The sequence below is a fragment of the Psychrobacter sp. BI730 genome, from assembly GCF_013414195.1.
Lineage (GTDB): Bacteria > Pseudomonadota > Gammaproteobacteria > Pseudomonadales > Moraxellaceae > Psychrobacter.
This window is the reverse complement of record NZ_JAATTV010000002.1, coordinates 156,253-178,363: the sequence shown is the minus strand read 5'-3', so window position 1 is coordinate 178,363 and position 22,111 is coordinate 156,253. Positions and strand designations below refer to the sequence as shown.

General features: G+C 42.9%; 18 protein-coding genes. 8 read left to right on the top strand and 10 right to left on the bottom strand.

From position 1 onward, the window contains the following. Positions 1-75: 75 nt before the first annotated feature. The 7 genes from gspD to HCZ91_RS01880 form a co-directional block, all read right to left on the bottom strand. A complete protein-coding gene (gene gspD / locus HCZ91_RS01910; protein ID WP_179797704.1) occupies positions 76-2,325 on the bottom strand; it encodes a type II secretion system secretin GspD in 2,250 nt (749 codons plus the stop codon). 77 nt (positions 2,326-2,402) lie between these two features. Further along, positions 2,403-3,308, bottom strand: a complete 906-nt coding sequence (locus tag HCZ91_RS01905; protein ID WP_179797702.1) for a type II secretion system protein N — start codon at positions 3,306-3,308, stop codon at positions 2,403-2,405. After that, positions 3,309-4,136 (bottom strand): type II secretion system protein N, encoded by an 828-nt coding sequence (gene gspN, locus HCZ91_RS01900; protein WP_179797700.1) that lies wholly within the window; start codon positions 4,134-4,136, stop codon positions 3,309-3,311. Positions 4,137-4,365: 229 nt separating this feature from the next. Then, positions 4,366-4,689, bottom strand: a complete 324-nt coding sequence (locus HCZ91_RS01895; protein WP_179797698.1) for an H-NS histone family protein — start codon at positions 4,687-4,689, stop codon at positions 4,366-4,368. 1,049 nt (positions 4,690-5,738) lie between these two features. Beyond that, positions 5,739-6,362, bottom strand: coding sequence for a single-stranded DNA-binding protein (gene ssb / locus HCZ91_RS01890; protein ID WP_101204383.1), 624 nt, complete (start codon positions 6,360-6,362; stop codon positions 5,739-5,741). Between the two features lie 317 nt (positions 6,363-6,679). Continuing rightward, a complete protein-coding gene (locus HCZ91_RS01885) occupies positions 6,680-7,291 on the bottom strand; it encodes a DUF3833 domain-containing protein (protein WP_179797696.1) in 612 nt (203 codons plus the stop codon). Between the two features lie 141 nt (positions 7,292-7,432). After that, positions 7,433-8,797 (bottom strand): MFS transporter, encoded by a 1,365-nt coding sequence (locus HCZ91_RS01880; protein WP_057761326.1) that lies wholly within the window; start codon positions 8,795-8,797, stop codon positions 7,433-7,435. Positions 8,798-9,465: 668 nt separating this feature from the next. Between HCZ91_RS01880 and uvrA the strand changes: the two genes are divergently transcribed. The 3 genes from uvrA (at position 9,466) to HCZ91_RS01865 (ending at position 13,975) form a co-directional block, all read left to right on the top strand. Next, on the top strand, positions 9,466-12,372 hold the full coding sequence (gene uvrA / locus HCZ91_RS01875) for an excinuclease ABC subunit UvrA (protein WP_179797694.1): 2,907 nt from the start codon (positions 9,466-9,468) through the stop codon (positions 12,370-12,372). A gap of 312 nt (positions 12,373-12,684) precedes the next feature. Next, the gene (locus HCZ91_RS01870) at positions 12,685-12,960 is read left to right on the top strand and encodes a hypothetical protein (RefSeq protein ID WP_179797692.1); all 276 of its coding nucleotides are present in this window, start codon (positions 12,685-12,687) and stop codon (positions 12,958-12,960) included. Between the two features lie 217 nt (positions 12,961-13,177). Next, the gene (locus tag HCZ91_RS01865; protein WP_179797690.1) at positions 13,178-13,975 is read left to right on the top strand and encodes a tetratricopeptide repeat protein; all 798 of its coding nucleotides are present in this window, start codon (positions 13,178-13,180) and stop codon (positions 13,973-13,975) included. A gap of 198 nt (positions 13,976-14,173) precedes the next feature. On the opposite strand, the gene HCZ91_RS01860 is transcribed toward HCZ91_RS01865, so the two are convergent. Then, positions 14,174-14,455 (bottom strand): DUF503 domain-containing protein, encoded by a 282-nt coding sequence (locus tag HCZ91_RS01860; RefSeq protein WP_179797688.1) that lies wholly within the window; start codon positions 14,453-14,455, stop codon positions 14,174-14,176. Between the two features lie 264 nt (positions 14,456-14,719). Between HCZ91_RS01860 and HCZ91_RS01855 the strand changes: the two genes are divergently transcribed. The 4 genes from HCZ91_RS01855 to HCZ91_RS01840 all read left to right on the top strand — a co-directional run bounded on the left by HCZ91_RS01855 (position 14,720) and on the right by HCZ91_RS01840 (position 17,963). Beyond that, entirely contained in the window at positions 14,720-15,508 is a 789-nt protein-coding gene (locus tag HCZ91_RS01855; RefSeq protein ID WP_179797686.1) for a threonine/serine exporter family protein, read from the top strand. 1 nt (position 15,509) lies between these two features. Then, on the top strand, positions 15,510-15,962 hold the full coding sequence (locus tag HCZ91_RS01850; RefSeq protein ID WP_101205820.1) for a threonine/serine exporter family protein: 453 nt from the start codon (positions 15,510-15,512) through the stop codon (positions 15,960-15,962). Between the two features lie 174 nt (positions 15,963-16,136). Further along, complete coding sequence (gorA, locus tag HCZ91_RS01845; protein ID WP_179797684.1) at positions 16,137-17,501, top strand: glutathione-disulfide reductase; 1,365 nt, start codon at positions 16,137-16,139, stop codon at positions 17,499-17,501. A 300-nt stretch (positions 17,502-17,801) separates the two neighbouring features. Further along, a complete protein-coding gene (locus HCZ91_RS01840; protein WP_238070030.1) occupies positions 17,802-17,963 on the top strand; it encodes a hypothetical protein in 162 nt (53 codons plus the stop codon). Positions 17,964-18,007: 44 nt separating this feature from the next. Here the strand turns inward: HCZ91_RS01840 and HCZ91_RS01835 are convergent, their stop codons facing one another. Both HCZ91_RS01835 and HCZ91_RS01830 read right to left on the bottom strand, forming a co-directional pair. Next, positions 18,008-18,631 carry a GNAT family N-acetyltransferase gene (locus HCZ91_RS01835; RefSeq protein ID WP_179797680.1) on the bottom strand — a complete coding sequence of 208 codons (624 nt, stop codon included), beginning with the start codon at positions 18,629-18,631 and terminating at the stop codon, positions 18,008-18,010. 261 nt (positions 18,632-18,892) lie between these two features. Next, positions 18,893-20,542, bottom strand: a complete 1,650-nt coding sequence (locus tag HCZ91_RS01830) for an FAD-dependent oxidoreductase (protein WP_218870013.1) — start codon at positions 20,540-20,542, stop codon at positions 18,893-18,895. A 243-nt stretch (positions 20,543-20,785) separates the two neighbouring features. Here HCZ91_RS01830 and HCZ91_RS01825 point away from each other — a divergent pair, with 243 nt between their 5' ends. Continuing rightward, entirely contained in the window at positions 20,786-22,111 is a 1,326-nt protein-coding gene (locus HCZ91_RS01825) for a tRNA pseudouridine(13) synthase TruD (protein ID WP_179797678.1), read from the top strand.

Sequence of the window (22,111 nt, the reverse complement as noted above, 5' to 3'; positions counted from 1 at the left end):
AACTAGTATCTATCACATCGTACATTAATTTATGTCAGTTGAATCATATTAACCGTTATATATAAGGCTAATATTTTAACGATTAAGAGGATAGGTCGTGATACCACTATTCGGGCTATCTACTCTCGTAAAACCTTGCGAAGTAGATTTTGGCGCTTGATCACGTTTAGGGATAAGGGGGTTGAGCGGCATGAGCTCGTAATCCGCACTGACATTACCATTCCAACCTTCAGTGCCACTCAATGGTAATTGCTTAATCGTACCGTTTTTATCAATGACCAGCTGCAACACTCGCATTTGATTGAATTTGCGTTCAGTCACACTCGCTACCGCGCCGCCATCACGTAAGATAGTTGGCTGTAAAAAGATAATCAAATTGCTCTTTTGGGTGCTGTCATTGTCAGAACGAAAGAGTCTACCGATGACTGGAACATTACCCAGTCCAGGAACTTTCTGTTGACGTGTAGTGGTGTTGTCACGCATCAATCCGCCCAAGGCAATCGTCTGCTGATCATCCGCTAGAATGGTCGTATTAATAAGGCTTTTATTGGTAATTAGTCCACTGGCATTACCCGTACTGCCTGGCACGACTGACGAGACTTCTTGCGATACCTCTAAACGTACTGTGCCATTGTCACCAATATGAGGAATAACATTCAGATTAATACCAATGTCTTGACGATCAATTGTCTGAAATGGGTTGTTTGAATTATTGCCACTAGTGGTAAAAGAACCCGTGACAAAAGGTACGTTTTGACCAACTAAGATACTGGCTTTTTCATTATCCAATGTCAAAATCGATGGCATGGACAATAGATTAGCACTGGTAGATGAGTCAAGCGCCTGTAAAATAGCGCCATAAAACTCTGTATTGCCCTGACTGTCTTTGCGACTGTCTCCAATACCTATCAATGCACCTGCGATAGAGCTGGCAGCAGCGCTAATACCTGCCGTACTTGTACTTGTCCCTGCTAAAGCCGCCGCCGCAAGTGTCGTCGCGCTGGCTCCCACATTATTAAAGTTGACCACTCCATAGCCACTGTTGGCGTTACCTAGTGCCCACTGAACGCCTAGCTGAGTGGCATCATCGCCTGACACTTCAACAATAGCGGCTTGAATTAATACTTGTGCGCGGCGACTGTCTAATTGGTTGACCGCATCTTCAATCTCGAACATTAGCTCAGGTGCGGCGTTGACGATAACGGCATTTTGAGTTTCATCAGCGATAATACTAAACGGACGACCGCCCACTCCTGTGCTTGTTCCATTTGTGCTGCTAGTCGACACAGCGGCCGCACTGCTACCTAGGCTATCGCTAGCTGCATTATTAATTGCGGCGCCTGTGCTACTTACATCATTTAGCGAAGCGGATTCTAGTGTCGAGGTCGCGCCAGCACTATTGATAGATTGATTAGCGAGTAAGCCGCGTAACATATCGGCGATATGACCAGCACTAGCATACTTTAATCGAAAGACACGTAGACCACTTAAACGTCTGGTCGGCGTGGTATCCAATTGATTGACCATTTCTTGGACTTTAGCAATCATTTCAGGACTACCTTTGACTAGCAGTCTATCGCTTGACGTATCAGCAATCACCTTTAGCTGATTGTTGCCACCTTGGGCTTGTCCGCTACCCGCACTTGAGACTAAGGCGCTAATCAACTCCATCATACGTTCGGCATCGACGTGGCGTAGTGGTATCACTTGCAAACTGTCATTCACATTGCTGTCTAAATCACGGATAAGGGCTGTCAGTTGGTTAAGGCTGTCTGCTCTATCAGACAATACTAGCGCATTGACACCAGGTACAGCGGCCGCGTGAGCCGACTGCGGCATCAATGGGCGAATAACCCCTAATACTTCTGCAGCTTGGGTGTTAGTCAAATAAATAACTCGAGTAGCGAGCGACTCGCCAACACTATCACCGCGTAAATCAACCGCCACACCAGATTGCTTAGCAATATTATCCGGTACCAGTTTTGTCGTCGTTCCTGACTCAATCGCAGCGATACCATTCACTTGCATCACGCTCAGAAATAACTGATAAATCTCATCACGGGACAAGGCTTTGTTAGAGATGACTGTGACATTGCCATTGATACGCGGATCAAGCACAAAGTTTTGATCTGTGATGGTCGCAACTTCATTGATAAAAGCTTTGATATCAGCGTCTTGCAAATTGACTTTCCAGCTCTCAGCATTGGCAAGACCAATACCAGCAGCCCATAATGGCACTGCTAGACAAAGTGGACGACACAGGCGCATCAAACGCTGCAGGCTACAGTACAAAGGCGTGGCTGAAAAATTCTGAAAACTTACCATATTGATGATTACCTACAGTGATATTGCTTACTATGTGCTGATTTTTTAAGGAGCAATTTTGCTAAAAACCTACCTTGCTAGAACTGCTGGCGAATCGTAATAACTTGCTCACCACGTTGAACCTCTATCTGCGCTTCACCTGCTTGCTGTACTTGCTGAAGTACACCAGCATCTTGTGCAGGGTTATTACCTACGCTCTGTCCGTTGACGGTCAGTACTTTATCGCCTGGCTCAAGCCCTAAACGATTACGTAGGCCAGCAGGCATCGCCTCTGTGACTTGATAACTCTCACCTGATGCCATCACTCCCATCCTACTTAGATAACTGGCGGGGTTTTCTTGCAAGGCCGTAACCGCTTCTTCGATAGCTGACTGTGGATTACTTGAAGTGTCTGCGCCAGTTGCCTTTTCTGTCTCAGGAACAGCGTTTTGTACTGGCTGGGGCGCTGTAGGCAACATGCTATTATTTGGCAAACGCTGATTGCTTATTCCGCTTGCTAGCATATCACTTTGGTCTAATGGCATCGCCTCTGGCATTTTAATAACGGTTTCTTTATCGTTAGCATCAGCGATGATAACTGAATTGCAGTCAACAGCCACGAGCATATAATCGCTGTCTTTTAATTTATCACCAATGCGGTAATTTTTGACTTCGCCATTGACATTCAATAAGGCGGAAGACATGCTCTCAGGTATGGCTAGTAGTACGCCTTTGAGCTCAATGTTGGGAGGTGGTTGCACGGCTGCGGTAATAGGATCGGGGTCAGCGAAGATTGCAAATAAGCTGCTATAATCTTTGGTGGATTTGGCACTATTCTGTAGAGGCGCTAAAGGCAATGCAGGCGCTAGAGGTGCTGCTAGTAATAACCATAAAAGACGGGCGGCTGTCCAGCATAGCCAAGCAATAGCTAACAATAATAGCCAAGCTGAAAGGCGATTGAGAGTATTGATAACAGGTTTTAAGCTTGCGGCGATATTAAGCATTTAGTTCGCCCCCAAACCAGCTAGCAATGGCTGGCGCACACTGACAACTGGCGTATCTTGAGGGGCTTGTCCTTTATACTCAGGCATGTTCTCTAGCAAACGCTGCGTCAAACTGACATCGAGCATATTATCGCTATCGAGATACAGATCTCCCAAACGCTTATCTTGATTATTCAATAAATTGATATGCAGCAAATCTCTATTGTTTTTTTGCTCTGTACTAAGCTCGGCTCTTAGAGCAGGCATCGTAATATAAAAAACTTTGCCACCACTAGGATAGCCTACCTCACCACCAACCCAAGTCAATTGACCATCCGCTGCACTAAATCCGCCAGCGTCTTTAGCAGGATCGCTACTAGATGCGTCATTTTTATCAGACTGGCGCGTTAGCGATACATTGTTTACTTGAATAGGGGTATTTGGCAGCTGCCAGTTGACTACACTCGCTAGCGTCTCAGGTGCAATTTTCCCACTAATGCTGTCAACTTGCCATGAGTTTAGCCCAAGTTTAACTTGCCCATTCAAACGTGTCTGTGATGAGTGAATATTGACGTCCGCACCTAGCTTACCTATGAGTAGCTGCCAAGGCTTCCATGACCATTCTGCCATACCTGTAAGCGACGTTGATGACATAGGCAATTGCCAAATAGCAGCGCCTTGCCATACATTGCCGGATACATGCTGGACATAGGGCGTATCTGGCGCGTATTTCTCAAGTAACCATGCTGCTGGCATTTGCAATACAGCAAATAGCGCAAACAACACAAACCCAACCAGCCACCAGAGCTTACGGGGACGTTTATGAGAAAACTCAGATACTTGGGCCACAGTCGTATAACTCTTATATAAGACAAAAACGTCATTATCATAACAAACAATGGCATATAGATGACAGAAAAAAAGCCAGTATCTTTTTGCCAAAATACTGGCAGTAAAGATACTGGCTTTTATTTTCTCGAAAGCAGCTATGTCTGTCGCTAAATGGTTGTAAATACACCATTATAAATAGCAACTTCAAACTGGTTCACAGAAAGGTATTTTATAAGAAAACAGCTAATTAAATAGCAAAATCTTCGATATCACGACCTGCTGCTAGCGCTTCAACCAACCACGTTGGCTTACGGCCACGGCCAGTCCAAGTTTCACTATGATCATCAGTATTACGATATTTAATACTGCGTTTTTTCTCTAATTTTTCGCCAGCTTTCAGTATCTCTTCGATCGTTGCATTGCTATCTTCTGCAATCTTCTCGAACTGCATATAGGCATCATACAAACGTTGATGCTGTTTTTTGGCGATAAGTTGTTGAGCGTTTTCAGTGATAGCACGTAACTCATCTACGTTCAAATTTTCTAAATCAATTGCGTTATTTTTGCTCATAATAAATCCAACTATAAAATAAGAGTGTGGCCTCTATTGAGGTATTGTTTTTCGTGAAAACATGCGGGGAACAAATCGTTCATTGGCCATTAAATCTATGTATAAAATATCATTAATTCTAAAGAGTATTTAATTTCTAATAACAGCCCGAACAATCCATTATAAATAGAAAATATATAGCGATAAATGCTCATTGTATCCATTTTAAATAGAATTAGTTTTAGATAAATCTGAACACACAGGTCATCATTCTTTATATATTGCTATTATAGCTTTGAAAGCATCTTCTAATAATAAAACAAAATTCTAGTATTTTGATTATTGCAAAAACTTCATAGTAATATTTCGATAAAAATCTACTGTTAAAATAATAGAGCAGTAAGTCAATGCACTATACTCTCAAATACTGCTAATCTTGGAGATAGTTTTGCATTAGCTCTGTAACTTGCTATGTCGTTCCTATGGTACTTTCTGAATGAGTTAACCATTTCATATAAAGATCTATTATCCAAATAGCTTTCGATTTATTAATAAGAAACAAGTAAAACTTTGGCTATTATCATTGAAATTTATTTAAAGACGATCAAGATACATTAACTATACGCCATATAAAGTTAGTATAGCAATTTTTAAAACTAAACGTCACTAATCATAATTATTTTTTGGTATAAACGGTCAATATAGAGTATAGAAGGTAGTAGGCATACTAGATAATGTGAAAACCAATAGTATTAAACCAATACTAAATAAACTTAAGTTTAATCGTTTACAGATTAAGAGCATAATAAATAAATTAAAAACATTTTTAATAAAAAATTAGTTTAGCTACGTTAAAAAGCATCAACTGAATTATATTTTTGAATATAGCTAATAATCCTCTATAAAAGAGCTACAGCGTTAACCTCGCTTGAAGTATTATATATACATCTGCACTCAGTTGCCTTGTATCTCTTTTAAATTGAATCAACTATAGCAAGCATTAAAAAAGCCCCGTTAATACGGGGCTCTGACGCACAAAAATTACACTTTCTTTCTTATATATCCTAAAATTAGAACGGAATATCATCATCTACAGGGCCATCTGGCATTGCTGTAGGCTTAGATTGTGCAGGTTTCTGTGCTGGCTGATTGAACTGGTTTTGCTGAGCAGGCGCCTGATTGTTAAAGCTGTTCTGACCACCTTGAGCCGCTGGTTGGTTGTAGCCGCCTTGATGTGCCATCTGATTATTTGCTTGCTGACCAAAGTTGTTCTGGTTGTTTTGGCCACCTTGATTATTATAGCCGCCACTCTGACCTTGGTTCTGACCACCAAAGCTATCTCCACCCTGACCGCCGCCAGTTTGACCATCGAGCATCTGCATTTGTTCAGCACGAATCTCAGTAATATAACGGTCTTGACCACTTTGGTCTTGGTATTTACGTGTACGTAAACTACCTTCGATATAGACTTTGCTGCCTTTACGCAGGTATTGCGCTGCGATTTCACCTAGACGGTTAAAAAGTGCGATACGATGCCACTCTGTCGCTTCTCTTTTTTCGCCGCTTTGTTTGTCTGTCCACTGCTCTGATGTCGCAACCGAGATATTGGTTACGCTACCGCCATTGCTGAATTGGCGTGCCTCAGGATCTGCTCCGAGGTTACCGATGATGATAACTTTATTGACTCCGCGCATGATACCGTCCTTTTACTTATGAATAATTTAATAAACTGTTTTAATCGTTATTTGATAGCATCATTTGATACTATCAATTGTATAATTTTACTTTAACCAATTTTTATCGAAATATCTATAGGCTGCCTATGGTACACGTCAGTCTATGTCGCTTAGATACTCTATCTTGATATACTCGTCAATATTGTAGAGTCCAATAAATAACAGGTAATAGATAAATATGCTGCTATTTTGCCATTTTAAGACGCTAAAGAACACCGTCTACCTTTATCGATATTGCATAGCACCTTACTTATTATTAAGTGATTTAGAGATTTCTAGTTAGCATCGGAAGGCTTACGATGCATACTTAATGTCACGCTACCCAGCTCTACGCCAAATTTTTTCATCACTGAGCGATTGAGCATGACATCTTCATTGATAAGATACATCCAATCATCGAACGTTACTTTGTAGGTTTTGTCCTCGACACGTAACTCTAATAAGTAATTCCAGTGCAACGTATTGCCAACCACTTGCCCTGTTGCCTCGCCAATGACATCACCTGCGACACCTTTCCAGCTGCCATCTGTCTGCTCAGTCAGACGCCATATACGCTGCGATTTCGTGCCATCTGCCCACGAGAACTTCTCGTTTAGGACAATGACATCATCTCCCTCATGGGTTGCATCAATATCAACATAAAAGCGCTTTTTTACTTCGCCATTTCGACCTTGGAACATTCCCCAACCATCGATTTGACCCGAAAAAAACTTATGCATGTCGAGCGTCGGTGTGGTGTTCTGATATGCCTGAATATTTTGTGTAGCGCAACCAGAGGTCAGCAGCATGGCTGATAGACCAAGACCTACGGTTAACTTGGCTATTGAGCGATGCACCTTCTTTCTACCCTCGATGACACTACCAGACAACATCTTAAATTTACTCATATTAATTCCTTTTAAATAGAGATAAATAGTTAGTTTCCACTGATTGATATTGGTGGTTTATGAGATTGTTGTCTGTGCAATTTTTGCTATTTGGCTTTATCTCTATATAAAAACATAAGCCTAAAGCTGTTATATGTCGTATTAAATATCTAGCGGACTTTGCGCCAAACTCGATAGCTGCTGACGTGAATCATCCGTCAACTGTGTCTTATCTAACTTTAAATAGGCGACTTGCTCTTTTGCCATTACGACCAGCTCGTCAACGCCATCTACTGCCAGCATCTGTCGTGACCAGTCTTGGATATTGATGTCTTTGGGAATAGTAACCGTTGTGCTCGATAGATAAGGTGGCTGAGAAATGGGAATAATAATAAGCAATGCGGCACCCATAATAATAGCCAGTATGCCCCACGCCAACAAATTAGGCTGGCTTAATAACAGACCACCCATTGCCCCGCCTACAAACGCCCCAAAGAACTGACTGGAAGAATTAAGCCCCATTGCGGTCGCTTTATTGGCGACTGGTGCGCGCTTAGATATCCATGAGGGAATCGTCGCCTCAAGTAAGTTAAAACCCATAAAGTACAGCAGCAAACCCAATATAATACCAACACCGACCTGACTGCCAAGCGCTAACAATGCTAAAGCGGCGGTCATTAATGCAATCGCACCCAAAAAAACCTGACGCATTTTGCGTTTCTTTTCAGCGATTATGATAAACGGTATCGCGATGGCGAAGCCAATAAACAATAGTGGCAAATACACCATGCCTTGCTGACGTACTGACAAGCCAAGTACGTCACTGAGCTGGTGCGGCAATATCACAAATATCGCCGTCATCGTCAGATGTAGCGCAAAGATGCCGATATGTAAGCGGTTAAGATCGCCAATCTTAAGGACAGTGGCCAACTGTTGACCAATGGTTTTGTTATCCAAATTATGCTTAAGCACGCGCATAGGCGTCGGTACAACTACCAATAGCAGCATCGCCAATATAGCAAATCCTGAAGTCAGCCAAAACAGTCCAGAGATACCGAGCGAGCCGACTAACAATGGACCAAAAGCAAAGGCCAGCATAATAGAGGTCGCAATCGTCAGACCCATCGTGGCCATCGCTTTGGTACGCATCTCTTCACGAGTCACATCAGCCAATAGTGCCATAAGCACAGCAGAGACCGCACCACTACCCGCCAGCGCTCGACCAATAATCACTTCGTAAATATCAGTCGCATTTGCTGCAATCATGCCGCCGACAGCGAACAGTATCAATCCTAGAAAGATAATAGGCTTACGCGGGAATTTATCAGCAGCCAAACTCATCGGTATCTGAAAGATGGCCTGCCCTAAGCCATAAATACCAACGGCCAAACCAATTAAAAACGGCGTCGCGTGTGCATAATTGTCACCATAAACAGAAAATACCGGCACAATCATAAACAAGCCAATCATACGTAAGGCAAAGATGCCACCGACTCCGAGGATTGCCCGTTTCTCTACGCTATTCATACTTGCCTCACTGGTTGATCATTGCTGGTTGCTCATTGCTATCTTTCACGACTAACACTGTGCCATACCATGATTTATCACTACTGGTTTATCAAGGCATTGGCCTATAAATCAAGCCCCCTAGTATAAGACATTCGCCGTTTGGTTGCCGAGACTTTTGTCTTACTGGTGCAGTAACGTATGCGCCCTTAACCCAAGCCATTCATATTACGAGATTATTTTGTTACCAAGTGCATCAGATGCACAGTCCTGCCTTGAATAATGCTGTCACCATGACAATAAAGTAAAACGTTGTCAGCACAATTAACGGCTCACTCACCATATCTACGTAACGACGAACGCTTCTATAAAATGATATTTTTGGTCAAAACCATAACAAACAATGCCTGTTACTTAACACTGATTTGATTTAGATTTGTTTAGTCCTATAAAAAATCGTCATAAGAACGACAAGCAATACAAAGCCAAACAATAATGGAAAATGAATAACTAGGCTGGCTTAACTTTTACCTTATAAATATATGTACCTTTTATAAAAACACTACTTATAACAACACCATAAATTTAGAATTATTCACGTTTTAACCAACCACTTTACTGATCTGTACTTACTTTTTGATTTGAGATATTTCCCAATCCCCTTTTAGCAAATAGGAAACCTGTAACCGATGGCACATGACCATATCGCAATACGCGGCGCACGTACTCATAATTTAAAAAACATCGATTTAGACATTCCACGAGATAAATTCGTGGTAATCACTGGCCTATCTGGCTCTGGTAAATCTTCATTGGCATTTGACACGCTATATGCCGAAGGGCAACGTCGTTATGTTGAGAGTTTATCGGCATACGCGCGTCAGTTCCTCTCGCAAATGGAGAAACCTGACGTCGATAGTATCGAGGGTCTATCCCCTGCGATTGCTATCGAGCAAAAATCCACCAACCATAACCCACGCTCGACCGTTGGTACGATTACCGAGATTTATGACTATCTGCGTCTGCTCTATGCACGCATTGGTACACCATATTGCCCTGAGCACGGTGAGCCAATGGTCGCACAGTCGGTCACTGAGATGGTCGATCAAGTCATGGCATTGCCAGATGACACCAAGATTATGATCTTGGCACCGGTGATTCGCGAGCGTAAAGGTGAGCATACTGTCTTGCTTGAGCAGCTGATTGGGCAAGGTTTCGTCCGTGTACGCGTCGACGGTGATGTCTATGATACCGATGAGCTACCAACACTGGATAAAAAGAAAAAACATACCATCGAAGTGGTGGTCGATCGCTTTAAAGTCCGTGATGACTTGGGCAATCGTGTCGCTGAGAGCTTAGAAACAGCGCTACGTCTAGGCCAAGGGCTGGTCACGCTACACTTTATGGATGGCAACCCAAAAGAAGGCGGTGACGAAAACCAAGTGATGTCAGCCAAGCACTCATGCCCTGTCTGTGATCGCGCGGTGCCTGAGCTTGAGCCACGCATGTTCAGTTTTAACAATCCATATGGCGCGTGCCCAAGCTGTGATGGCCTCGGTAAACGTCAATATTTCGCCGCTGAAAAACTGATTACTCATCACGAGAAGTCACTTAACCAAGGCGCAATCAATGGTTGGGACAAGCGTCATGCATACTATTTCGGTTTGCTTAGCACTGTCTGTAAGCATTTCAAAATCGATATGGATGCACCGTGGCAGGACCTGTCAAAAGAGCAGCAAGACCTCATCATGCATGGTTCTGGTAAAGAAAAGCTGACCTTTAACTTTACCGATGAGCGCGGTCGCAAAACGAATAAGACTGTACCGTTTGAAGGTGTGCTTCCTTACCTAGAGCGTCGTTATGCTAAGACACAAAGTAACCTTGTCCGTGATGAGTTGGCTAAATATCTGGCTGATACCACTTGTAACGTTTGTGATGGTGCACGTCTGAATGAAATCTCACGCAATGTCCGTGTTGATGATCAGACCATTGCAGAAATCGTTAAGCTGTCTATCGGTGATGCGGCTGACTATTATAAAACGCTAAAGATTGGCGGTCATAAAGGTGAAGTCGCCGAAAAAATCTTTAAAGAGATTAATGAGCGTCTAAACTTTCTTGTGAGCGTCGGGCTTGATTATTTGACCCTTGCTCGCTCTGCCGAAACACTATCGGGCGGTGAAGCGCAGCGTATTCGTTTGGCTAGCCAAATCGGTGCTGGTTTGATGGGCGTCATGTACGTACTTGATGAGCCATCAATCGGTCTGCATCAGCGTGACAATGATCGTCTGCTAAAAACCCTAACCCGCTTGCGTGACTTAGGCAATACAGTACTGGTCGTTGAGCATGATGAAGATGCCATTCGCCAAGCGGATCACGTCATCGATATCGGCATCGGTGCAGGCGTACATGGCGGTCATATTATTGCCCAAGGTACGGTCGATGACATCATGGCAAACAAAGAATCGCTGACTGGGCAATATATGTCTGGTAAGAAGAAAATCGAGATTCCAACTGTGCGTCATAAAGCCAAAACCATCGACGTCGAAGTCAAAGGTAAGGCCAAAGCCAAAAAAGTACCGATGACCATCGAGCTAAAAGGCGCATCAGGCAACAACCTACACGATGTAGATTTGACCATTCCTGTTGGTATCATGACTTGTGTGACTGGTGTCTCAGGTTCGGGTAAATCAACCTTGATTAACCGTACCCTTATGCCATTGGCAGCGACTCAGTTAAACAACGCCTCAACGCTGATTGCCGATAAATTTGAAAGCATTAGCGGTCTTGAGTATTTGGACAAAATGGTCGATATCGATCAAAGCCCAATCGGTCGTACGCCGCGCTCAAACCCAGCGACTTATACTGGTGTGTTTACTCCTGTGCGTGAGATGTTTGCCCAAACGCAAGAAGCGCGCGCCCGTGGTTATAAGCCTGGTCGCTTTAGCTTCAACGTAAAAGGCGGACGCTGTGAGATGTGCCAAGGTGATGGCCTTATCAAAGTTGAGATGCATTTCTTGCCTGATATGTATGTGCCGTGTGATACCTGTGAAGGCAAGCGCTACAACCGCGAGACGCTAGAGATTCACTATAAAGGCAAAACCATCGCTGACGTGCTTGATATGACCGTTGAAGATGCCGTTGAGTTCTTCTCAGCCATTCCAGCGATTTATCGTCGTCTGCAAGCATTGATGGATGTCGGTCTGAGCTATATTCGCTTGGGTCAGTCTGCGCCAACACTATCAGGTGGTGAGGCGCAACGTGTCAAACTGGCGCGTGAGCTGGCCAAACGTGATACGGGACAGACGCTGTATATCTTGGATGAGCCAACCACTGGTTTGCATTTCCATGATATCGATAAGCTACTCAATATCCTGCATGCCCTACGCGATAAAGGGAATACTATCGTGGTCATCGAGCACAATCTTGACGTAATCAAGACTGCAGACTGGGTGATTGACCTAGGCCCTGAAGGCGGTAAAGGTGGTGGTATGATCATCGCTGAAGGTACGCCTGAAGAAGTGGCTGAAGTCAAAGAATCCTATACGGGTATATTCTTAAAGCCAATGCTAGAGCAAGGCATGAGAGAAGTCAGCTAATACCGTTAGTCATGATTGATAAAAGGCCACTCTTTATAGGGTGGCCTTTTTTATTGGCTGTTATAAAACAATGCACGAACCATAAGCTATGAACGGAAATTGATATATAAACTAAGAATTAAGTTGCTTCGCTACGTTACCTTTCTTAATATTTATTAGAGATACTTAGAAGTTAAATGTATTAATATTTAACTGGTTAAATATGATGTGTATACGCATACGATATAGAAACAACTGGTTAATAACGATATAGCCAACATAAATTGACATTACTCACTCTTGTACGATCCCTGAAACTCTTAAGGACTTCTTATGAAAAAATTACTACTTATTGTCTTAGCATCTACTGTTGGCGTTAGCGCCTGTGCGTCAAGCGGCACATCAAATGGCACAAGCGATCGCAATCATCAAAGACCTGCGATGTCAGCAGACATGAAACAAGCAATGGATGATTGTGCTCAACGAGCTGGCGTGAAAATGTCTAAAGAGAGTCGTCCAAGCCAAAGTGATATGAAAAAACTAGAAGCCTGTATGACTGCAAAAGGGTATAAAAAACCTGAAGGACATGGTCAAGGCCGTCCGCAATAACTACTATTTTTTAGATGACTGATGATAAAAGGCTACTCTTTATAGGGTGGCCTTTTTTGTTGATTGAGAATATAGTAAAGTACTACTTTATACTAACTTGGGATTAAAACATTGTTTATTTATTTCAGAAGAATATAGTAAAAGCTAATTTTTAAATGTAATGCTCTTAACATACTAATATTATTACAGTTGTATATCCCATATTAAAGGAGAGAAGATGCAAAGATTTACTAAGACAATTCTAGCACCTTTACTCATTATATTAGTATCGGCTTTAGTAGGCTATTTAGTATTAAACGGTTTTGATGATAGATATATAATTAATAATAAAAAAGATTTGGATAAAGTAACTAAACTCGCTATGAAAGGTAATATTGAAGCTCAATATAGTCTTGGTAATTTTTATACTAATTATAATGACCAGATAAATCAAGATGAAGCGTTCAAATGGTACAAAATGGCTGCTGAACAAGACCATATTGAAGCTCAAAAACAGATGGCATATATTTATGAGCAAAAATGGCATTATGAATATAACAAGTCTGAACCTAATCGTGACTATCTTTTCCAAGCTAGAGACTGGATGAAAAAAGTCTCTGATGAAGGAGATGTTGACGCTCTTGCATGGTTAGGACAGTTATATTTAGACGAATTCAAAAATAACGAATACGGTCTAAAATTAATATATCAAGCTGCTATGAAAAATGACTCATGGTCACAATTTAAAATAGGAAGATATTTCTCAGATGATAAAAGTATATACCCTCATTATAGTGACGTGGTTGATTTTCCAATGTCGGCTGAGTGGTATTTAAAAGCTGCGACTCATGAAGATTGTACGTCTAATGATATACTTGACTTCTGTACAACCGCTTTTATGGATTTAGCTCGATATTACAATAAAGGTTTAGGGGTCCGTCAAAATTTAGAACAAGCAAAAGAATGGGCTGGTAAAGCTTGTGACCACGGCGAACAAAATGGTTGTAATTTATTTACGAAAATTAATAAAAACTAAAAATTGATATATGCTAATGCATCGATTTAGCTAATTAAGCGCTGCTTCATTCAAACACGTAGATTAGCTTGACGAAGGAAACCCAACAATTCAATATTAAGCTAAGTTAACATTAAATCCGTCATAGGTTGGGTGCCGCAAGCTCAACCCAACCTACAAGTTAGACATTTTTCAGACTTAAGGTAATTAATGTTTAACCTAAACAAATTCCCTCTCAATATTCATCACCCGTGCATCTACCGTACGTTCTAGCTTTTCCTCAATTTGACTACATTGCGACTCGACCTCACGTTTGAACAGCCCGACAATCACAAACGTCCACTCACTGGCATCATGCCGATCACGCTCGCCGCTTTCACATACCGCGACACTTGGCGTATTGCCAAATCGTGCATGCAAACCGCCCATGCGTTGGCGTTTTTCTTTGAGTGAACTACATCCGGGTAGCGCGAAAGTCAGTGTTAAGATAGCGATATGCATTTTATTCTCCTTGCGACAGTGGTTTACGCTTTATAATAGTAGCAAATAAGAACTGTGAGTGATGCTATCGTTGATTCCGTTTAAAAGAGACATAAGGCAACCGAGTGTAGAGGTGACTGTGATACTTCAAACGAGGTTAACGCTGTCACTCTTTTATAGAAGATTGACTATATCGTTACCTTGCTATATTCGTATCGCTACCATATCCACTCCCAGACCCTTTATAATAGCGTATCCATACCAACCAACACGCGTATCTCACCCATGACCTCTATCAGCTACGTAAAGCAGCAGCGCATTACTCGACTATGCGTGCGCTGTGGATTACTCCTTATGCAGTATGGCGCTGAGTCTGCCGTGGTGGTGGACTTATCCAAACGCTTGGGGCTTGCCTTGGGAATGAACAGCGTCGAATGTTCGCTGAACTTTAACGCCATTACCTTGACGACTATCTGTGACGAGCGCTGTATCACCACTACTAGAGACACAATTAATCAAAGCATCAATGTCAATTTATTGGTTCAAATCCAGCAAATCGTCAACAAGACCGAAGCCACTATCGATCACAATGACTTGATTGACCGCACTACCCTTGCGTTTGATGAGTTGGATAAGACCGTGTATCCAACATGGCTCGTAAGTATATTTGTTGGCGCATCTTGTGCCGCATTTGCTTATTTGAATGGCGGTAGTTGGTCGATTACGGCGGTGACATTCATCGCGGGTATGGTTGCGATGTTTACCCGTATCTATTTGTCCAAGCACCACTTTAACCCTTTTATCACGGTAATTGTGACCGCTTTTATCGCTTCACTGATTGGGGCGACGACCTATTATTTTGATATTGGCAATAACGCCGATATCGCTGTAGCTTCCAGCGTATTGCTATTGGTGCCCAGCTTCCCATTGATTAACTCTTTGTCCGATATCTTAAAAGGCTATGTCAATATTGGCGTTGGGCGTGCGGTCTTTACCTATATGCTTACATTATCCGCGTGCGTCGGTATCGTAATGGCACTGGTTTTACTTCGCATACAGCACTGGGGGTTTTAAAATGTGGTTTATTAAAACCGTCATACTGTCTTGTATCATCACCCTTGGTTGGACGCTAATGTTTAGCGTACCCAAACGCTATATCTTGCCGTGTTTACTGATGACCGCATTTGGCTTTGGGTTAAAGACAGCGCTCGTTTATCAACACATTCATATCGTGGTTGCTAGCTTTTTTGGGGCGATGCTTGCCAGCTTTTTGGGTGTGTATTTTTCTAAGAAATATACTCTGCCGCCCAAAGCGCTCATCTCGCCTAGCGTCATTTGTATGATGCCTGGTATCGCCGCTTATAAGGCGATGGTCAGTATGGTACAGATAGGTTACTTTGGCTTTTCAGACGAGTTGTTTAGCCAAATGATGGTGTATTTGTTTGAAGCACTATTTGTCACCTCAGGATTGGTACTTGGCTTGTCTATTCCGGGACTGTTATTTTATAGACGTCGTCCTATTGTATAAATGGGTTTGAGTAGATTTAAATATCTAAATGCTAGGCTTTTCTTAACCAAGCAGCGTTTATAGTCAAGCGATTCAACACATCTTAACCATAAAAAACTTGTAAGATGGATGATAAGACCCATTACAGTAGAGTCGGAAACAGCACCCATAACAATTCAATAAAGAGACCTAATTATGACCAAACATTATGATTATATCGCCATTGGTGGCGGTAGCGGCGGCATTGCCTCACTCAACCGTGCAGCCAACTATGGCAAAAAATGCGCCATTATCGAAGCCAATCAATTGGGTGGCACTTGTGTGAATTTGGGCTGTGTTCCCAAAAAGGTCATGTGGTATGGCGCCCAAGTGGCTGAAGCTATCCATAAATATGCGCCAGATTATGGTTTTGATGTTGAGTTAAAAGGTTTTGACTTCCAAAAGCTGGTACAGAGCCGCCAACAATATATCGAAAACATTCACCGCGCTTATGATAACAACTTGGCCAAAAACGGCGTCGAAGTGATCAAAGGTTTTGCTAAGTTTGTCGATGCCAATACCGTAGAAGTAAATGGCGAGCTGATTACCGCTGACCATATTTTGATTGCTACGGGCGGTCATCCTATTCAGCCAGATATCAAAGGTGCAGAATACGGCATCGACTCTGACGGCTTTTTTGCGTTGAATCACTTGCCAAAACGCGTGGCGATTGTAGGTGCTGGCTATATCGCTGTCGAGATCGCAGGCGTGTTAAACAGTCTGGGTGCCGAAGTGCATTTGTATGTGCGCAAACACTCGCCACTACGTACGTTTGACCATACTATCGTAGAGACTTTGCTGATAGAAATGGAACAAGCTGGCATTAAGTTACACACCAACACGGTGATCAGTGAAGTCAATAAAAATGACGATGACAGCCTCGATTTGACCACCAACGATGGCGGTGAAGACTGTATCGATACTGTTGACTGCTTGATCTGGGCGATTGGTCGCGCGCCATCGACAGACGGTATCAATCTGCAAGTGACAGGGGTCGAGACAACCGAGACGGGTAAAATTAAAGTCGATAAATTCCAAAACACCAACGTCGATGGTATTTATGCAGTTGGCGATATTATCGAAAACAGCATAGATCTAACGCCCGTAGCGATTGCCGCTGGTCGCCGTTTATCAGAGCGTCTGTTTAATAATAAGCCTAATGAACATTTAGACTATACATTGATACCGACCGTGATTTTCACCCATCCAGCTATCGGTACGATTGGCTTGTCTGAGATTGATGCCATCAATCTGCATGGTAAAGAAAACATCAAGTGCTATACTTCAACGTTTACCGATATGTATAGCGCGGTCACTCAACATCGTCAAAAATGCACAATGAAGCTAGTATGCTTGGGTGATGACAAAAAAGTCATTGGTTTGCATGGTATTGGTTTTGGCGTCGATGAGATGATTCAAGGTTTTGCCGTTGCTATCAAAATGGGCGCGACTAAGGCTGATTTTGACAATACCGTTGCCATTCATCCAACTGGCTCAGAAGAGTTTGTGACAATGCGTTAAGCTCACTGTTTAACGTTTCTCTTAGTCTTAGCTATTATAAAAAAGGATGCCGTTTGAGCGTCCTTTTTTATTGTCAGTCATGACGTAAGCATATAGCTTCGTAGGTCTAAAACTGACTCATTACTTTTATATCGCTTTGGTGACTACTGTACTTTCTAATCATTATTTGTATTGGAAAATTTAAAGTAAGGCATACTGACAGCGCAATCCCGATGCTGTTATGATGCGCTTAATACTGACCGTTGAGGGATGACTGTGTGGCAGGTGTACTTATTTATATTACCGATTGGGCTTGGCATTATGACCTTGGCAGCAAGCCTATTGTTTTTGTTTGCTTACCTAATGTCGGATGATAATGCCACGCGCTTGCCAGCATTTAACTGGTTCAAGCGCTTAATTATTGTGGCATTTATGCTGCTGAGTATTGGTCTGTTTATGACTTTTGGGTATTTCTGGGGTTAATTTAGATAGAATATTTTTTAGTGTTTTTTACTAAGCCAATTTGATTAGCTAATGACTTTTTCTAGTTCTAATAGCTCTAAATCATCACGCTTTGGCTCGCCATTATTGCCATCATTTGGAAACGGCATTTTATTACCATTGAACTTATAACCACGGCGCTGATAGTAAGCCAAAAGCTCAGGACGATGACTTAGGATAGACATAGTCAGTCGGCTAGGCTGATTCAGTGACTGTAAGTGGCGATCTGCAAAGGTCTCAGCTGCATGTAGTATCACATTGCCAACACCCTTCCCTTGTAGCAAAGGATGTACCGCAAACATGCCGATATAAGCTTTCTTATTTGCGTCAGCATTGGTTTTGATATCGACAGCGATACAGCCAAGTATTTCACCCGTTTCTTCTTCATCACGGTCGCCAGTTGTGGTTTTCGGATAAACGAAGTAATAGTGATTAGGATCATTGATAACAGCAGCGAGCTCCGCTGATGTAGTCCTGATACCGCCGATTAAGTCGGCCTCATTGGTCCAACCTGCCGTCTCACGATAGCAGCAATTCAATAACTGCTCAAGTGCGCCAATATCATCTAATGTCGCTTCACGTAGAAATACCGACTCTTTATCAAAATGGTCTGTGTTTATATTGCTGTTATTTATATTATTTTCGCTCATATTATAATTTTCCTTTTTTGTTCATGTATAAAAAAACTGACTTAGATCCCTAAGCCAGCCTAGGGCACGTCATTAATTAGATTGTGAGGCTTAAAATGAGAAAAATTGTAGATAAACGAGGAAGAAATTGCCGTTAATATGAACATATTTGCAAGATTTCTGACGATGTTTAGCAAAATTTAGCCATTTTAAGACCACTAAATGTGTTCATGTGCTAATTGATGACATGCCCCAGATACTAATACTTATTGCTTGATAGTACTAGGGCGATAATGCATGCGCTTGCTCAATAATATCAAACCCTGCATTGAGCTGAGCGCGTGTCGGTGCATGACCACGGCGTAATAGCTCGGAGAAGGCAACCAGCTCTTTATCACGTCCAAGCGTACTTGCGGCACTAGCCCGTGTATCTTCGCCTTCATCATCGAAATAGTATTCTATATAATCATGCGTATCTGGCGTACCAAGTAGGATATTGTGATCTGGTGTCTCGGCATGACCGCTATAGCGTAGGCTCTTGCCATATTGCATGGTCCAGAAGAAAGGAATACGCGTTTCCAGTGAGTCAACACTGTCGTCACTTAGGATTGCAGCAGCTGTGACCATGCCATGCTGCAGCGCCACGCGCCAATGCTCGATACGCATGCGACCCATTTTATTGCTGGCTTTTGCAATATCACCTAGCGCGTAGACGCCATCGCGCAGCTGTAGATGCGCATCGACTTGTACACCATCTGGATCGTTAACTTCGCTCAATATCTCTGTACGTGGAGACACGCCAGTACCCAATATCACGATATCGGCATCAATATGCTCACCATTCGCCAGCGTGACACCGCCTACATTTGAGAAAGCCTGATTATTGTTATCTCCATCCTTGTCCACTTGACGGTCAATCTTAGTGATTTCATTGACGGTTGCGTCAAACACAAAATTGATGCCCTTCTCTTCATGTAACTTAATTAAGGCGTTACTCACCGTTTCAGAGACAATATTGCCCATCACGCGGCTACCTTGACCAATCACTGTGATAGAAGCGGTCGTGCCTGCTTGCGCTAATGCCGAAGCGGTTTCCATACCGATAAAACCTGTACCAATGATTACCACGCGCTGATCATGACTGGCCGCTTTAATTAGTTTGGCATCATTCATGCTGCGTAGCGTATATACGCCATCTATGTCAGCACCTGTAATAGGTGGTAAGTTTGGTTCAGCACCAGTGGCGACAACCAAGAAGTCTGCAGTTTGTCGCTCGCTGTTGCCATCATCATCTTCGATGACGACGGTCGCTTCATTGGGTAGCACTTCGCTAACCGTTTGGTTGAGGCGTAACTCAATATTGTTATTATTAGCCCAGTCAACACCGCCCAATAGCAGCTTATCCTCGTCCATCTTACCTGCCAAAAATGCTTTAGATAATAAAGGTCGGTTGTAAGGAGCTTTATCATCTTTACTAATCAACGTAATCTTGCCGCCATAGCCACCCTGACGCAACTGGTCGGCTGTCATAAATCCTGCACCGCCACCACCAACGATAAGAGTATGGGTATCAGTCAATTTATTACTTTCGATCTGCCCCGTTAACTGAGTTGAGGTATCGACTGTCAGATTGTCACCATCGTGAGTCAGCTCATACTGGGTCAAGCCCTTTGTCGCTATCGGCTCTAATAGTGAGCCATCGCGGCTATCAAAAGTTGCATGATGCCAAGGACAAACTACCCGATTGCCACAGCGTAATCCGTTACCCAAATCTGCACCCGCATGTGGGCATTTACCATCGAATGCACGGAACTCATCGTCATCGCGAGTGATTAAAATGATACTATCGTCTTCTTGCTTATACGACTTCATACCTCCGCTTGGGATATCCGCTTTACTGATGGTGACTGTGTTGATCGTTGCGTCGGTCATAATGCTTCCTTAACAGTTATAATGATGTCTAATGACAGCAGGTTGAAAATGACCGTAACCAACCAGACAAATTCAACTTATCCTATTATTTTTAATATGCTATGCATTGATAGTAGCAAGAGCGCCTCACACACGATGTTTTTTTGTATGTTTGCTGCGTTGCAAAACGTAATTATGCGACTTTGCTTTCCGCACTCTTTTTACTTCTAATCATTATTAATAAACAAAATAAAAGACGACCTTATGACTTCTCAAGACAACCAAAACGAAATAACTACTAATTCTCAAGCCAGTTTAGAGAGCCAAGCTGCCACTATTGATCGAACAAGTGTTGCTCAAAACGGCAATGAACAAAAAGCTAATGACCAAACAGCCAGTGAGAAAATTGACCTAGCTCATATTGATATTGCCACTATTACAGACACTGCAAATTTGCCACAGCCAAGTTTACAGCCAATACAGCAAGCGACTTATAAAGCCAATACGACTGATTTTATCGTTAATGAGCTATTGCCGTTAGATTTCACTGGTGAAGGTGAGCATTTATGGTTGCATATCGAAAAATCAGGCATAAATACTGCTTATCTGGCGAAACTACTGTCAGAGTGGGCAGACATTCCATTGCGTGACGTCGGCTACTCAGGGTTGAAGGATCGTCATGCGTTGACGACCCAGTGGTTTAGCCTTCGTATACCAAAAAAACAATTACCGCCTACTGAGTTTGCACCAGTAGACATCGGCGAAAATGAGACTGTCACTATCCTTGCCCAGCACTGGCACAATAAAAAACTCAATCGCGGTACGCACCGTGCCAATCAATTTGTCATTACTTTACGTGATATTCAGTTTGCGAGCGTTGGTGACGAAAATGTTGATGACGGAAGTAACGCATCACCCGAGCAACTACTATCTGCAAAAGAGGCCGTCGAGCAGCATTTAACACGCATTGGTAGAAACGGCGTACCCAATTATTTTGGTCCCCAGCGTTTTGGGCGTCAAGGTAATAACGTCAGAGAGGCTTTATCACTGTTTGCTCGTCCACCGCGAGAGCCTCGCCCGCAGCCAAAAAAGAGCAAACGTAAGCGTGCCCCGCGCGAGCAAAATACGATGGAATTGTCTGCTGCACGTAGCTTGATATTTAATGAGATATTGGCAGCACGGGTACGTGATGGTAGCTGGAACACTGGCCTAGCAGGTGAAGTGTTTAATTTGGATGGTTCAGGATCAATATTCACTAGTGAGACACTAGATGATACGTTGCATGCTCGTATTGACAGTGGCGATATTCATCCAACTGCTGTGCTATGGGGCACGGGTAACGATAAAGTCACCGGTAGCGCTGCAGATTTAGAGACCGAGGTAGTACAACACAGCCCCCTACTCATGCAACTGGCAACTGGATTAGAGCAGCGCGATATTAAGGCGCAAAGACGAGCGCTACGTCTACCGATTGAGGCGTTAAGCTGGGAATGGTCGGACGATCAGACGCTGGTATTAAACTTTACTTTGACGACGGGTAGCTTTGCCACAAGTGTGCTCGCAAGCTTGGTACAGCAATTAGCTTCTTGA

Excerpts from the sequence above, each read along its gene's own strand:
- HCZ91_RS01895 (WP_179797698.1), bottom strand. The coding sequence starts at position 4,689 with ATGAGCAAAAATAACGCAATTGATTTAGAAAATTTGAACGTAGATGAG.
- gspD (WP_179797704.1), bottom strand. The coding sequence starts at position 2,325 with ATGGTAAGTTTTCAGAATTTTTCAGCCACGCCTTTGTACTGTAGCCTG.
- HCZ91_RS01830 (WP_218870013.1), bottom strand. The coding sequence starts at position 20,542 with ATGACCGACGCAACGATCAACACAGTCACCATCAGTAAAGCGGATATC.
- HCZ91_RS01825 (WP_179797678.1), top strand. The coding sequence starts at position 20,786 with ATGACTTCTCAAGACAACCAAAACGAAATAACTACTAATTCTCAAGCC.
- HCZ91_RS01855 (WP_179797686.1), top strand. The coding sequence starts at position 14,720 with ATGACCTCTATCAGCTACGTAAAGCAGCAGCGCATTACTCGACTATGC.
- HCZ91_RS01850 (WP_101205820.1), top strand. The coding sequence starts at position 15,510 with ATGTGGTTTATTAAAACCGTCATACTGTCTTGTATCATCACCCTTGGT.
- HCZ91_RS01905 (WP_179797702.1), bottom strand. The coding sequence starts at position 3,308 with ATGCTTAATATCGCCGCAAGCTTAAAACCTGTTATCAATACTCTCAAT.
- gorA (WP_179797684.1), top strand. The coding sequence starts at position 16,137 with ATGACCAAACATTATGATTATATCGCCATTGGTGGCGGTAGCGGCGGC.
- HCZ91_RS01865 (WP_179797690.1), top strand. The coding sequence starts at position 13,178 with ATGCAAAGATTTACTAAGACAATTCTAGCACCTTTACTCATTATATTA.
- HCZ91_RS01880 (WP_057761326.1), bottom strand. The coding sequence starts at position 8,797 with ATGAATAGCGTAGAGAAACGGGCAATCCTCGGAGTCGGTGGCATCTTT.
- HCZ91_RS01860 (WP_179797688.1), bottom strand. The coding sequence starts at position 14,455 with ATGCATATCGCTATCTTAACACTGACTTTCGCGCTACCCGGATGTAGT.
- ssb (WP_101204383.1), bottom strand. The coding sequence starts at position 6,362 with ATGCGCGGAGTCAATAAAGTTATCATCATCGGTAACCTCGGAGCAGAT.
- HCZ91_RS01840 (WP_238070030.1), top strand. The coding sequence starts at position 17,802 with ATGACCTTGGCAGCAAGCCTATTGTTTTTGTTTGCTTACCTAATGTCG.
- HCZ91_RS01885 (WP_179797696.1), bottom strand. The coding sequence starts at position 7,291 with ATGAGTAAATTTAAGATGTTGTCTGGTAGTGTCATCGAGGGTAGAAAG.
- HCZ91_RS01870 (WP_179797692.1), top strand. The coding sequence starts at position 12,685 with ATGAAAAAATTACTACTTATTGTCTTAGCATCTACTGTTGGCGTTAGC.
- uvrA (WP_179797694.1), top strand. The coding sequence starts at position 9,466 with ATGGCACATGACCATATCGCAATACGCGGCGCACGTACTCATAATTTA.
- HCZ91_RS01835 (WP_179797680.1), bottom strand. The coding sequence starts at position 18,631 with ATGAGCGAAAATAATATAAATAACAGCAATATAAACACAGACCATTTT.